Here is a 12,575-nt window from a genome sequence, read left to right on the forward strand (position 1 = left end):
CCTCAAGCGCTTTGCGCCTGGGGAACGTCGTCCATCAGCTTGTCGAGGGTGATGGGCAGCTCGCGGATACGCTTGCCGGTGGCGTGGTGGACCGCATTGCCGATGGCGGCGGCCAGCCCGGTGATGCCGATCTCGCCGATGCCCCGCGCGCCATACTCATTGAACGCTAGATCGGGATAGTCGAGCAGGATGACGTCGATTTCCGGCTGGTCGGCATGCACCGGCACCACGTACTCGGCGTAGTCGTTATTCACCGGGCGGCCGCTGCGCTCGTCATACTCGGTGGCTTCGAAAAGCCCCATGCCGATGCCCATCACGACCGCGCCTTCGACCTGATTGCGCGCGGTGGTCGCGTTGATCACCTTGCCCACGTCAATCGCGCTGACCACCCGCGCCACGCGCAGATGCGAGATGCCCGGATCCCAGCGTACCTCGACGAAATGCGCGCCGAAGGAGCGGTAGGAGTATTTCGAGTCGGCGGCTTCGGTATGCGCTTCGCCATCGGCACTGCCGTAACGCGCGGCGTCGAGCACCTCGGCGAAACTCGCCTGCTTGCCGTCATAACGCAGGGCACCATCGGCCACACTTAGATCGTCCGCACTGGCCTCGGCGAAGATGCCGTTGCCACCCGTGGCGTAACGCTTGAGCTCGTCAAGCGCATTGCGCGCTGCGCCGGCAATCGCCGGCAGCGTGGTCGCCGTGGCCCAGGAGCCGCCAGAGATCGGCCCGTCCGGGTAGGAGGAATCCCCCAGCTTAACGTTGATCCGATCCAGCGGCACCCCGGTCACGTCGCTCACCGCCTGAGCGACGATGGTATAGGTGCCGGTGCCGATATCCTGGGTCGCGCAGGAAGCGAAGACCGTGCCATCGGCACGCAGCGAGACGCGTGCATCGCAGGGCCGCTTCAGGGCTTCCCAGTTGCAGGCCGCCATGCCGTAGCCGACGATCTCGCGGCCCTCGCGCATGCTGCCGACCTCGGGGTTGCGATCGTGCCACCCGAAACGCTCGGCGGCTTGTTTCGTGGCCTCGACGATATGGTTGCTGGAGAAATCCAGATCCTGGCTTTCGTCGCGCTCGGCATAGTTGTCGAGCCGGAACTGTACCGGATCGACCCCCGCCGCCTCGGCCATCTCGTCGATCGCCGACTCCAGCGCAAATAGTCCTGGCGCCGCGCCCGGGGCGCGCATCGAGGTCGGCGTGCCACGATTCACCTGCGTGGTTTCATGGCCGACCGTCAGATCGGGGCAGCTGTAGAGGCTCTTGGTCACGCTACCGCAGGTTTCCACGTACTGATCGGTGAACGAGGTCGTGTTGATCGCCTCGTGACGCAGCGACACCAGCTTGCCGTTGCCGTCGGTTGCCAGGCGCATGCGCTGGCGGGTTTCAGGACGGTGCCCGGTGGTGGTAAACATCTGCTGACGCGGCACGACGAGCTGTACCGGGCGGCCCAGCTCACGCGACACCGCTGCCGTGGCTATCGCATGCGGCCAGGTCCACAACTTGCTACCGAAACCCGAGCCGATGTAGGGCGCATGCACGGTGATACGCTCGGGGGCGATGGCGAAGATCTTGGACAGCGCATTGCGCTCGACCACGACGCCTTGCGAGGCGTCATAGATGGTCAGATCGCCCTGCGCATCCCAGTACGCCACCGAGGCGTGCATTTCCATCGGGTTATGGGTTTCCACCGGCGTGTGGTAAGTGACGTCGATGGTCGTGTCGGCGCTGTCGAAGGCCGAGGCGGCATCGCCACGCGAATGGCCGCCACCCGCCTGGGTGCCGTTGTCATCAAGGCCCTGGGCGAGGTTGGCGACGGCCGCTTCGGCGGCGTATTCCACCTTGACGTGTCGCGCGGCGGCACGCGCGTTCTCGAAACTGTCGGCGACCACCAGCGCCACGAACTGGCCTTCGTAGTAAACGCGTTCGTCCTCGAACGGCAGCCGTGTTTCCTCCACCTTATTGCCCTGCACGAAGCTCGACGGCGTACGGTACAGCGACGGGAAATGACCGTGGTGGAAGATATCGATGACGCCCGGCATCCGCTTCGCCTCATCGATATTCAGCCGCGTCACCTTGCCTTTTGCGATGGTACTGAAGACGCCATAGCCGTATGCCATGTTGGCCGGCAAGTTGTCAGCGGCATAGTTGGCGCGCCCTGCGAGCTTGTCAGGGCCGTCGATGCGCAGCACGCCCGCGCCGATAATGGGCTCTTTCGTATCCTTGTCGCTCATGTTTCATTCTCCTCGCGGGCGGTTCAGGCGGCGATCAGATCGGTGAGATTACGCACGATGGCCTGCTGGCCGAGCGGAATCTTGTAGCCGTTCTGGGAATAGGCGACGGCGTTCTCGAAGGCGCGCTTGGCCGCCTCCGCAAACACCGCCTCACTGGCGACCTTGCCCTTGAGCGCCGCCTCCACTTCCGGCGCGCGCCACGGCTTGGTGCCGACACCGCCCATGGCCACCCGCGCCTCGCGAATGGTGTTGCCGTCCATGCGCACGATCACCGCGCTCGAGGCCAGCGCGAACTGATACGACTGGCGGTCGCGCAGCTTGAGATAAGCAGATCGGCTGCCCTCGAGCGGCGCGTCCAGCGTCACGTGGGTGATCAACTCGCCGGGTTCCAGCGCATGCTCGCGTGCCGGCGTGTCACCGGGCAGTAGGTGAAAATCGGCGAAGTCGATCTCGCGCCGGCCTTCCGGCCCCTGCACCTCGACGGTAGCGCCGATGGCGGCCATCGCCACGCACATATCCGACGGGTGCGTCGCAATGCAGTTGTCGCTGGTGCCAAGCACCGCGTGCACGGTGCGATTGACGCCGTCGATGGCCGCGCAGCCGCTGCCAGGCTCGCGCTTGTTGCAAGCGGAGACGCCATCGCGGAAATACGGGCAACGCACGCGCTGCATGACGTTGCCGCCGGTGGTCGCCTTATTGCGCAACTGGGTCGAGGCGCCGGCCAGCAGTGCCTGGGAAAGCACGGCGTAGTCGTTAACCACGCGCTCATCACGCGCCAGCGCGGTGTTGGTCACCATCGCGCCGATACGCAGCCGGCCATCATCGAGGCGTTCGATGGTATCGAGATCGACACCGTTGATATCGACCACCTTCTGCGGCTGCATGACATCGAGCTTGACCAGATCGAGCAGCGTGGTACCCCCCGCCAAAAAGGCGGCGTCGCGTTCACTGCCGTGCGCCGCCACCGCCTGCTGCGGGCTCTCGGCGCGGGCGTAATCGAAATGTCTCATGCGTTACCCCCTTGCATTGTACCGCGAGCGGACTGAATCGCCGCGACGATGTTCTTGTAGGCGCCGCAACGACAGATGTTACCGCTCATCGCCTCGCGCACGTCGGCGTCGCTGGTGCCGATGTCGTCATCCTGCAAGATCGCCAGCGCGCTCATCATTTGACCCGACGTGCAGTAACCGCACTGATAGGCGTCATATTCGAGAAACGCCTGCTGCAACGGATGCTGCTGGCCGTTCTTCTCGAGCCCTTCGACGGTGGTGATCTCGTCACCGTCGTGGGTCACGGCGAGACTCAAACAGGAATTGATGGACGTCCCATTGACCAGGATCGTGCAGGCACCGCATTGGCCGTGGTCGCAGCCCTTCTTGGTGCCGGTCAATTGCAGGGCATGGCGCAGCGCATCGAGCAGAATCACGTTGGGCGTGACATCGAGCTGTTCGCGCCGGCCATTGACGGTCAGCGTGATGCGGCGCTGGCCTTCGGCGGGGGGTGCGTCGGCTTGCGTGTCCGGATCATCCGGCGAGCCGGCATAGCTCACCGACGACAACGCCGGTGCCGCCGCCACCGCAAGCCCGGAGACACCGGCGGATTTTAGAAAGCGTCGCCGTGACGGCGATGCGGGGTGTCGTTGAGGATCAAAATACGAAACCTCAGTCTTGAGACGCTCACGGTCATCCATGTCTTATCCTCGCCATTCACCAGTCAGGGCTGGCATCGTTCTTGGGCGAACGCCCGAGGCGCGCAACTTGGCGCTGGCGAGCGCTCGCCATCAGAAAGCATTGTGCGGGGCCGGGCCGTGTCAGGCAGCTCGGCCAACCTTAACGTTAGGAGAGGACGGGAGGTGCCGCAAAGCGTGGGGCGAAAACTTCAGAGGAATCCGGCAGGATGCCAGAGGATCAGGCATAAAACGCAAACCGCCGCCCGGAAGCTCCGTGGCGGCGGTTTGTGGAATCTTTCTGGTGCCGGTGAGTGGACTCGAACCACCGACCTACGCATTACGAGTGCGTTGCTCTTCCAACTGAGCTACACCGGCAACGGCGCATGATGATAATCAGGTTCGCGTGGCCAGACAAGCCTCTCGGCCTGTCGCCTATGCAGGCAACACCGGCATGGTCAACAGCAGCCAGAGATACACCGCAATCAGCGCCGCGACGACCGCTGCGATGGCCCAGGCCATGCGTTCTCGCGTCGCTTGATCCCGGGCGACAAGGTGCTTGAGCGCTATTCGTGCGCCCCACCAGACGCCTATCAGCACCAGCAATGGAATGCCCACGCCGATCAGAAATGTCATCTCGCCTCCTTCCTCAGGCAATGCCCAACTATCATGATGCCACGCTCGCGAGTCTCGCAGCGGTCGCTAGGCGCGACAAGCGCATGCCTTCTGATGACAAGATTGTCGACAGTCTATATGCGCAACAAACGCTGCACTGGTATAATCTGCCACGACCGCTGGGTCGCCGGCACCATGACGGGCCAACCGAATTCACCATCTGCATGATGATCCAAGCGCTTTCGCGGGTACGGCATCATCGCCGGACGAGCGGGACTGCCCAAGATCGCCGGCAAGCACTTGTATCGCTCCACGCCAACCCGCACCGCTAAAGATTCGTGCAACCGCTGTGACAAGAGAGGTCAATATCCAAATGTCCAATACGCCGAAGATCATCTATACGCTCACCGATGAGGCCCCCGCGCTGGCGACCCATTCCCTGCTGCCGATCGTCTCCGCTTACACAAGCACGGCAGGCATCAGCGTCGAGACCCGCGATATCTCGCTGGCCGGCCGCATTCTCGCGCAGTTCCCGGATCTGTTAAGCGACGAGCAGCGCATCAGCGATGACCTGGCCGAACTCGGCGAACTGGCCAAGACGCCGGAAGCCAACATCATCAAGCTGCCCAACATCAGCGCTTCCGGCCCGCAGCTCAAGGCCGCGATCAAGGAACTGCAGAGCCAAGGCTACCCGCTGCCGGATTATCCGGACGAGCCGCAAAACGACGAAGAGCAGGCGATCAAGGCCGCTTTCGACAAGGCCAAGGGCAGCGCGGTCAACCCGGTACTGCGCGAAGGCAACTCCGACCGCCGCGCGCCACAGTCAGTCAAGAACTACGTCCGCCAGTACCCGCACAGCATGGGTGAGTGGAGCGCCGACTCCCAGTCGCATGTCGCGCACATGAGCGAAGGCGACTTCTATGGCAGCGAGCAGTCCGCCACCATCGAAAAGGCCGGCAAGCTCAAGATCGAACTCAAGCAGAAAGACGGCACCACCAGCGTCCTCAAGGAAGGCCTGGCGGTTCAGGAAGGCGAAGTCATCGACGCCTCACGCATGAGCAGCCGTAAACTGCGCAACTTCATCGACAGCGAGATCAAGGATGCCAAGAAGCGCGGCGTGCTGTTCTCCCTGCACCTGAAAGCCACCATGATGAAGGTCTCCGACCCGATCATGTTCGGCATGGTGGTCGAGGAGTTCTACAAGGACGTGCTCGAGAAGCACGCCGACGCCCTCGACCTGGCCGGCTTCAACCCCAATAGCGGCATCGGCGATCTCTACAGCGCGATCGAGTCCCTGCCCAGCGAGCAGCAGGACGCGATCACGAGCGACATCGACGCGCTCTACAAAGAGCGTCCGCCGATGGCGATGGTCAACTCGCACAAGGGCATCACCAACCTGCACGTGCCGTCTGATGTGATCATCGACGCTTCCATGCCGGCGATGATTCGCGATTCCGGCAAGATGTGGGGCGCCGACGATGCGCTGCACGATGCCAAGGCCGTGATCCCGGACCGCTGCTATGCCGGCATCTATCAGGTCACTATCGATGACTGCAAGAAGAACGGCGCCTTCGATCCGACCACCATGGGCAGCGTACCCAACGTCGGCCTGATGGCACAGAAGGCCGAGGAATACGGCTCTCACGACAAGACGTTCCAGGCCGCAGCGGACGGCACCATCGTCGTCACCGACGAGAATGGTCATCAGCTGTTCAGCCACGAGGTGGAAGCCGGCGACATCTGGCGCATGTGCCAGACCAAGGACGCGCCGATTCAGGATTGGGTCAAGCTTGCCGTCACTCGCGCCCGCGACAGCGCCACCCCCGCCATCTTCTGGCTGGATGCCAATCGCGCGCATGATGCGAAGCTGATCGAGAAGGTCGAGACCTACCTCAAGGATCACGACACCAGCGGCCTGGATATCCGTATCATGGCGCCGGAAGACGCCATGCGCTTCTCGCTGGAACGCACTCGCAAGGGCGAAGACACCATCTCCGTCACCGGCAACGTGCTGCGCGACTACCTGACCGACCTGTTCCCGATCATGGAACTCGGCACCAGCGCCAAGATGCTCTCCATCGTTCCGCTGATGCAGGGCGGCGGCCTGTTCGAGACCGGCGCCGGCGGCAGCGCGCCCAAGCACGTCGAACAGCTCCTGGAGCAGAACCACCTGCGCTGGGACTCGCTGGGTGAATTCCTCGCTCTCGCCGCGTCGCTCGAGCATCTCGCCAAGGCGTACGACAATCCCAAGGCCAAGGTGCTCGCCAAGACGCTGGATCAAGCTACCGGCGAATTCCTCAACAGCAACAAGTCGCCGTCACGCAAGATCGGCGAAATCGACAACCGCGGCAGCCACTTCTACCTCTCGCTCTACTGGGCCCAGGCACTTGCCTCTCAGGACGAAGACGCCGAGTTGAAGGAGCAGTTCAGCGAGCTGGCCAAATCGCTGCAAGCCGACGAAGACAAGGTCGTCAAAGAGCTCACCGAGGTGCAAGGCAAGCCGGTCGAAATCAAAGGCTACTACCACCCCGATTATGACCTGACCAGCCAGGTCATGCGTCCCAGCGCTACGCTGAACGCCGCGCTGGATGCCCTCATGAAGCGTTAAACGCTTTGCGCCGCGCGCACCTATGGCTCGGCGCACATGAAAGGCATCAGATCAGGCCCATGCCCCGTGCATGGGCCTGTTTCGTTCAGAGGCAGGAAACGCGCTGAAAGCCCGACTTCTCCCAGACGTAAAAAAGCCCTCCACGATGGGAGGGCCAAAACGTCGTACGCAGTGTGAGCCACTACGCGATGGAATCGCGACGTCCTTGCAGGTTCCTCGCCGTCCATGGCTCACAGTTACAAAATATAACACATTAGAGACACATCGTTTACATATATCCGATGTCTTTTTAGTAAGACAATGCCGACACAACGGGTCAGCACCGACGACTCCGGGGGAGTTTGTCAGACGACCGCCAATACCCGAGTAAAATTGTCGAGTATTTAACCCAGATCAATCCAACCGCCTGCTCACTATGACATTGTGGGCCCGTCGAGCAGGGATACGACCTCGGTGCTCAGCACCGCGCACAAGGAAGTGTGGTAGGTCGCAAGGAGCTCGACAGGACATGCAATGACGCAGCGTCCGCAGCCCGGCCTAGGCCGGGCTTATTTATGTCTGGACCCCGCCAACGCCTTCCTCTTCCGCAATGGTCTATTTTAGTCGGAGTACCATCATGCAAGGAGAAGACATGACACCACGCAAGACCGACTTCCCCCTCGATCAATGCCGCTGTCATCTGGAAACCGGCCCCATCGTACTGGTGGGTTCGCAATGGCAGGCAGAACGCAACCTGATGGTGATGGGCTGGCACATGATGCTCGGTTTCATGCCAGCACACTTCGGATGCCTGATCACCGCCGCCAATCACAGCCATCGCCTCGTGCGCGAAAGCCGCGAATGCACGATCAACATACCCACACTGGAACTGGCCGACGCCGTGGTCGAGGTGGGCAATAGCGATGGTGATGCGCTCGATAAGTTCGACGCCTTCGGGCTGACACCGACACCAGGTCAGATCGTCTCTGCACCGCTCGTGGAGGAATGCTATGCCAGCTTCGAGTGCCGCCTGGTCGACGACAGCCAGATAGATCGCCACGAGCTGTTCATCTGGGAGATCGTCAAAGCCCATGTCGACACCTCGATCAACCTCCCCCGCACACTGCATTATCGCGGCCACGGCTGTTTCATGGTCGCCGGCGACGAAATCGATCGCTCGGCGGACTTCCGGGTGCAGAATTTGTAGTGCTTAAAGCTGTGCCTGGTTCTTGGCCAACCAGTTATTGGACCATCTCGAACTTCAGGCTATGAAAGAGCTGGCTCCCCAACGTGCGCGACATCAATTCATCCTGGTTGGACACGACATCAGCCTCGGCGATCTCGCCAAGCGCCACGGCATCGAACCGGTGGTCGGCGATACCATGCGCGGCATCCGTATCGCCCATATCACCAGACTGAAGAATCAGCTCTCAATTCACTGACGCGCCTAGGCAAACGCTTCGACGACGACGCCAAGAAACTACGCCCCACCTACCCCAGCCAGGTCGATGCCCTAAACACCAGCCAAATGGCGGCGCGTGCAACGCGGCGAAGCCATATTCGACATCACCCTCGCCTAGGGACGCCCGGGCATCCTCCCCGAATCGCCGCTCACGGCCAGCGGCTACAAGCCCGAGATCGACGCCACGCCCTAGTTGGTGACCGAGGTAGAGCACTCGCTGGGCGATAGTGGCTTTGGGACCAGAGTGAAGTGTGAGGTGCGGGGAAAGCGATGAGGACGATCAAGAAACATGCCTAGAGGCCGATATCGTTTTCGCTTAATCACATGATGACCCGAGGAAAGCATGAAGAAAGTTCTCACAGCTTTGCTGACCACTCTCATGGCGGGATGTGCCTACAGCCCCGCTCCCCCGACCGCTAATAGCGATGCTTCGATCGTGGACACCGCTAAGCATTTTTATGAATCGAGCGAGGCAGGATGGATTTCTATCTCGCGCATGCAAGCCGACATCCACGAAGACGAATATGCCCGCTTCTTCCGGCAAGGCTACTGCCTCAGAGACAATTTCGAACCGAGCGACTTTACCAAGATCGCACAGAAAAAATGCCAACAAGATGGCGGCACGATGATAGGCAGTTGGTGTGCTAGCCGTGACACAGGGCACCCTATCTTTTTCGCTCGCGCAGGTAGCCCAGACGCCACGGGAACGGAATCTGGCTGCAGCGGATACTTCCGCCAGGCCGGAATTCTCGCAATGGAACCCCGCTTTGAGGGCGACCCTCAGTGGCTCGCACTTGCGGAAACCTGGGATTACAAGACACCCAGCGAAGCTGCCGAAGCAGAAAGGCTCGCAGCGAAGAAAGAAGAGAGGCTAAGACAAGAAGCCCAGGAAACCTATGAAAGAGCGCGCGAAGAGGAAAAGCGCCGTAACCAGCGTGAAGCGAAAACCATGCTTAACAACGTCGGCACCCCCATCTGTCAAATCAATAGCGATACCCATGTGAGATACAGGGGGCAGGTCGATGATATGCGGGATGGCATGATCCGCGTGCATATCCTGCAGGCCTCCGACTTCAGAACGAATAGTCGTATTAGAGGGTTTGAACCGCTATATCTCTGGGCCGATCCGCATACATGGGAACTGTGCTAAGCGAGGGTGAACCCATTCGCTTCACTGGCGACAGTGGAGCGAATACCCTCAGCACCGAGCGTCTCTTTCATATTCACTCACCCAGCCACAGCTAGCTGGATGGCGACGACAATGGCACCTACCACCCGTACCGCCGCGCCAGGCACATCTACCACCAACACATCGCCCTCAATGATCGGGCCCTCGACCCCGGCATCCTCGCTGACCTCCACCAGATAGCACCCCGACGAAAACTGCGAGACGTCATAGCCCCGCATCGCCGGGTGTGTGGAGGCGACTAAAACGGTACAGGGCGGAAGGCGCCACGTTGATAGCATACCCCCAGAGTCATGAATATTTGACACAACATAACCCTAGGGTTATGTTTTATTCATCACAGACAGCAAGAGGTCGGAGGTGAAAAGCAGAGACCTGATCAGGGAGTTGGAAGCGGACGGCTGGTATCTGGACCGCGTCAGGGGCAGTCACCATGTTTTCAAGCACCCGAACAAGCCGGGCGCGGTGCCGATCCCCCACCCGAAGAAGGACCTGCCCCTCGGCACCGTCAATAGCATCTGAAAACAGGCCGAGCTGAAATAACTCGACGACCTCGGCACCACCTCGAAGGGAGGAACTGCCATGCAATATCCTATCGCCATCGAATGGGGCGACGAGAACACCGCCACCGGTATCGTGTTCCCTGACATTCCCGGCGCCACTACCGCCGGCGACACCATCGAGCAGGCCTATGAAATGGCGGTCGAGGTCGCGCACATCCAATTGGAAGAGCTCGCCAACACCGGCCAGCCGATTCCCAAGCCGCGCCACATCGCCGAACACCGCGACAACCCCGAGTTTGCCGGATGGGGCTGGGGACTGGTCGAAATCGACCTCACCCCCTACCTGGGCAAGGCCGAAAAGGTCAACGTCACCCTCCCGGGACGCCTGATCAGCCAGATCGACGACTACGTCAGCATGCACGGCATCAAAAGCCGCTCGGCCTTTCTGGCCCGCGCCGCCCAGCACGAACTAGAACGCCGCACCCAATAATGAAAGCGCCCCGGCATAGGTCCGGGGCATGCAACGCCACGCTCCAGGTGAACCTATTCGACGCGCCGCAAAGCCAGGAAGAAAAGCGCAAGAGCGAAGCGCTGATGAGCGTCGTCGACAAGCTCAACAGCCAGATGGGGCAAGACACCATCCGCCTTGGCGGACAACGCAAAGACGCCGTGTGGCAGCTACGCCGCGACTACCTCACGCAGCGCTACACGACGGAATGGGGGAGTTGCCTACCGTAAAAAATTCTCGGCCTCACGTTGCATGGTGGCGCCGACGAATTATCAATACGAAACTGGCCAATGCGCAGAGTAAATCGCGGATAGATGCTGTAGAGCGAGAAGCAGCTACGCATATTAGACTACGAAGAAGTCTCAAAGCTGAACCCACCATGGCTTTGATCAAATTTATATAGCTCGGGAAACACCCTCAACTTATTCTCAAACTCTTGAGAAGGATCTACATTACTAACGTACTGGCAGTAAATAAAACCTAAAGCCATAAATTTTGCAGCATCTTTCAGCCATCGCGAATACATAGTTTCTTTCGTAAATGGATCGATAGACAGTCGAACATTTCTCATGCCGTAAAAAACAGCAGTATCCTTTTTAACGGCTTTCGCAAGAAGGTCCACCAGTTCTTTCTGAACAAAGTCAGCCTCCCTGAATATTTCTTCAAAAAAATCGACATGTTTACCAGGATCAAAACCACCTTTATCGATCATTAAAGACAAATTAGATGTGATCCACGTATACAAGGTTTTCTGATCCAAGACTGCTTGAAGCAGATCTTTATCGAGCAAAGATGATTTTTGATATGGATCAATATCTTTTTCTTCAAGCTGCGACCAAATAAAATATTGCCTTAACGCCTCGCGGTCATCACTCTCAATAACATCAATCCTAGAATTTATTATTATTACCGATAGAGCAAGTTTACGAACCTTCTCATTCTCATTTAATGCGTAAAGCTTGGAGGGCAAGTCAGAACCCGACCCGCCAATCATCATAATATGCGAGACTATCAACCAAGGCAATAGATTAGAAGGGTCATGAAGACCTAACAGATCCAGCAACTCAAAATCATCACACAAGTCTACTTTTTCTAGAAATTCAGACCTTAAACGACGCCGATACTCAAAAGGTGAATCAAATCTGAGTGATTGAACCAAATCACCAACAGAAAGGTCCAAAGGATGCACATTGATTGAAAATGATGCATCAATCAAATGCTCAGCATTACTCACTATCTTTTTAAACTCCGAGCACTTCATACTGGCTTCTCCAAATCAGACAGAGCCTCTAACCACTTTATCAAAAAGCTTCTTCTTGAAAGAAAAATTATCAATCTTGACAATTGACGACTTATTTTTGAGAAACATGTTAAGAGACGACCCTACCATTAAACACTTATCTATCTCCCCACCTTCTATACTTAGCAAATAGCGGTCGTGAAAAGGAAAAGGCAATGGCAAGACTTCAAATTTCTTGAAAAGTTCTTTCCTAAGCACTTCTCTGCGGGCTCTATTAACACGAGACTTTAGGTCATCTGGATCTCTCCTTTGATGGGGACAACCATCTTGTGGGCATGAAAATGGCTGATTATAATTAGTAAGATAATACAGTTCCCTGCCGACCAAGGAGGCAAACAAGATTGTCACTTGTTGAATTGACCGGGGGTCGACATAAGGGTCTATTACAACAATCTTATGTGACGAAGATCTATCGAATTCCTGAGATATTATTCGCTCTGCTTTATTCTTATACTTATAATCATAAAAGAGCTCTGGTATCGAAATCAAAGGATCATCATCTAGCTCATGATAAAAC

The 12,575-nt window shown here is 58.4% G+C and carries 14 protein-coding genes and 1 tRNA gene; 7 read left to right on the plus strand and 8 right to left on the minus strand.

The genetic code is table 11. The features are described from left to right. Positions 1–2 precede the first annotated feature (2 nt). The 5 genes from L1073_RS09970 to L1073_RS09990 form a co-directional block, all read right to left on the minus strand. Positions 3–2,231 (minus strand): xanthine dehydrogenase family protein molybdopterin-binding subunit, encoded by a 2,229-nt coding sequence (locus L1073_RS09970; RefSeq protein WP_246898910.1) that lies wholly within the window; start codon positions 2,229–2,231, stop codon positions 3–5. Between the two features lie 23 nt (positions 2,232–2,254). Next, complete coding sequence (locus L1073_RS09975) at positions 2,255–3,241, minus strand: FAD binding domain-containing protein (protein ID WP_246898912.1); 987 nt, start codon at positions 3,239–3,241, stop codon at positions 2,255–2,257. Continuing rightward, the gene (locus L1073_RS09980; protein WP_246898914.1) at positions 3,238–3,921 is read right to left on the minus strand and encodes a (2Fe-2S)-binding protein; all 684 of its coding nucleotides are present in this window, start codon (positions 3,919–3,921) and stop codon (positions 3,238–3,240) included. The genes L1073_RS09975 and L1073_RS09980 overlap by 4 nt, the downstream gene beginning before the upstream one ends. Positions 3,922–4,199: 278 nt before the next feature. Further along, positions 4,200–4,275, minus strand: a tRNA-Thr gene (locus L1073_RS09985). A 57-nt stretch (positions 4,276–4,332) separates the two neighbouring features. After that, positions 4,333–4,533, minus strand: a complete 201-nt coding sequence (locus L1073_RS09990; RefSeq protein ID WP_246898916.1) for a hypothetical protein — start codon at positions 4,531–4,533, stop codon at positions 4,333–4,335. 352 nt (positions 4,534–4,885) lie between these two features. Between L1073_RS09990 and L1073_RS09995 the strand changes: the two genes are divergently transcribed. The 4 genes from L1073_RS09995 to L1073_RS10010 all read left to right on the plus strand — a co-directional run bounded on the left by L1073_RS09995 (position 4,886) and on the right by L1073_RS10010 (position 9,711). After that, on the plus strand, positions 4,886–7,120 hold the full coding sequence (locus L1073_RS09995) for an NADP-dependent isocitrate dehydrogenase (RefSeq protein ID WP_246898918.1): 2,235 nt from the start codon (positions 4,886–4,888) through the stop codon (positions 7,118–7,120). Positions 7,121–7,751: 631 nt separating this feature from the next. Further along, a complete protein-coding gene (locus L1073_RS10000; RefSeq protein WP_246898920.1) occupies positions 7,752–8,306 on the plus strand; it encodes a flavin reductase family protein in 555 nt (184 codons plus the stop codon). A gap of 61 nt (positions 8,307–8,367) precedes the next feature. Next, a complete protein-coding gene (locus L1073_RS10005; protein WP_246898922.1) occupies positions 8,368–8,541 on the plus strand; it encodes a hypothetical protein in 174 nt (57 codons plus the stop codon). Between the two features lie 363 nt (positions 8,542–8,904). Then, positions 8,905–9,711: a hypothetical protein gene (locus L1073_RS10010; RefSeq protein ID WP_246898924.1), complete on the plus strand. Its 807-nt coding sequence runs from the start codon at positions 8,905–8,907 to the stop codon at positions 9,709–9,711. A 77-nt stretch (positions 9,712–9,788) separates the two neighbouring features. On the opposite strand, the gene L1073_RS10015 is transcribed toward L1073_RS10010, so the two are convergent. Beyond that, positions 9,789–10,028, minus strand: a complete 240-nt coding sequence (locus L1073_RS10015) for a hypothetical protein (RefSeq protein WP_246898926.1) — start codon at positions 10,026–10,028, stop codon at positions 9,789–9,791. 79 nt (positions 10,029–10,107) lie between these two features. On the opposite strand from L1073_RS10015, the gene L1073_RS10020 reads away from it, so the two are divergent. Genes L1073_RS10020 through L1073_RS10030 form a run of 3 tightly spaced genes read left to right on the plus strand, consistent with a single transcriptional unit; the run spans position 10,108 to position 10,988 of the window. Continuing rightward, complete coding sequence (locus L1073_RS10020; RefSeq protein ID WP_246898928.1) at positions 10,108–10,269, plus strand: type II toxin-antitoxin system HicA family toxin; 162 nt, start codon at positions 10,108–10,110, stop codon at positions 10,267–10,269. Positions 10,270–10,329: 60 nt separating this feature from the next. Further along, the gene (locus tag L1073_RS10025; protein WP_246898930.1) at positions 10,330–10,740 is read left to right on the plus strand and encodes a type II toxin-antitoxin system HicB family antitoxin; all 411 of its coding nucleotides are present in this window, start codon (positions 10,330–10,332) and stop codon (positions 10,738–10,740) included. 47 nt (positions 10,741–10,787) lie between these two features. Further along, a complete protein-coding gene (locus tag L1073_RS10030; RefSeq protein WP_246898932.1) occupies positions 10,788–10,988 on the plus strand; it encodes a DUF4113 domain-containing protein in 201 nt (66 codons plus the stop codon). Between the two features lie 119 nt (positions 10,989–11,107). On the opposite strand, the gene L1073_RS10035 is transcribed toward L1073_RS10030, so the two are convergent. After that, entirely contained in the window at positions 11,108–11,992 is an 885-nt protein-coding gene (locus L1073_RS10035) for a hypothetical protein (RefSeq protein WP_246898934.1), read from the minus strand. A 42-nt stretch (positions 11,993–12,034) separates the two neighbouring features. Beyond that, a partial coding sequence (locus tag L1073_RS10040) for a hypothetical protein (protein WP_246898936.1) occupies positions 12,035–12,575 on the minus strand: 541 nt, incomplete at its 5' end.

Source organism: Chromohalobacter nigrandesensis (assembly GCF_023061285.1).
GTDB lineage: Bacteria > Pseudomonadota > Gammaproteobacteria > Pseudomonadales > Halomonadaceae > Chromohalobacter > Chromohalobacter nigrandesensis.

Coding starts and splice junctions, on each gene's coding strand:
- L1073_RS10000 (WP_246898920.1), top strand. CDS start 7,752: ATGACACCACGCAAGACCGACTTCCCCCTCGATCAATGCCGCTGTCAT.
- L1073_RS10010 (WP_246898924.1), top strand. CDS start 8,905: ATGAAGAAAGTTCTCACAGCTTTGCTGACCACTCTCATGGCGGGATGT.
- L1073_RS10015 (WP_246898926.1), bottom strand. CDS start 10,028: ATGCTATCAACGTGGCGCCTTCCGCCCTGTACCGTTTTAGTCGCCTCC.
- L1073_RS09990 (WP_246898916.1), bottom strand. CDS start 4,533: ATGACATTTCTGATCGGCGTGGGCATTCCATTGCTGGTGCTGATAGGC.
- L1073_RS10005 (WP_246898922.1), top strand. CDS start 8,368: ATGAAAGAGCTGGCTCCCCAACGTGCGCGACATCAATTCATCCTGGTT.
- L1073_RS10025 (WP_246898930.1), top strand. CDS start 10,330: ATGCAATATCCTATCGCCATCGAATGGGGCGACGAGAACACCGCCACC.
- L1073_RS09970 (WP_246898910.1), bottom strand. CDS start 2,231: ATGAGCGACAAGGATACGAAAGAGCCCATTATCGGCGCGGGCGTGCTG.
- L1073_RS09975 (WP_246898912.1), bottom strand. CDS start 3,241: ATGAGACATTTCGATTACGCCCGCGCCGAGAGCCCGCAGCAGGCGGTG.
- L1073_RS09980 (WP_246898914.1), bottom strand. CDS start 3,921: ATGGATGACCGTGAGCGTCTCAAGACTGAGGTTTCGTATTTTGATCCT.
- L1073_RS09995 (WP_246898918.1), top strand. CDS start 4,886: ATGTCCAATACGCCGAAGATCATCTATACGCTCACCGATGAGGCCCCC.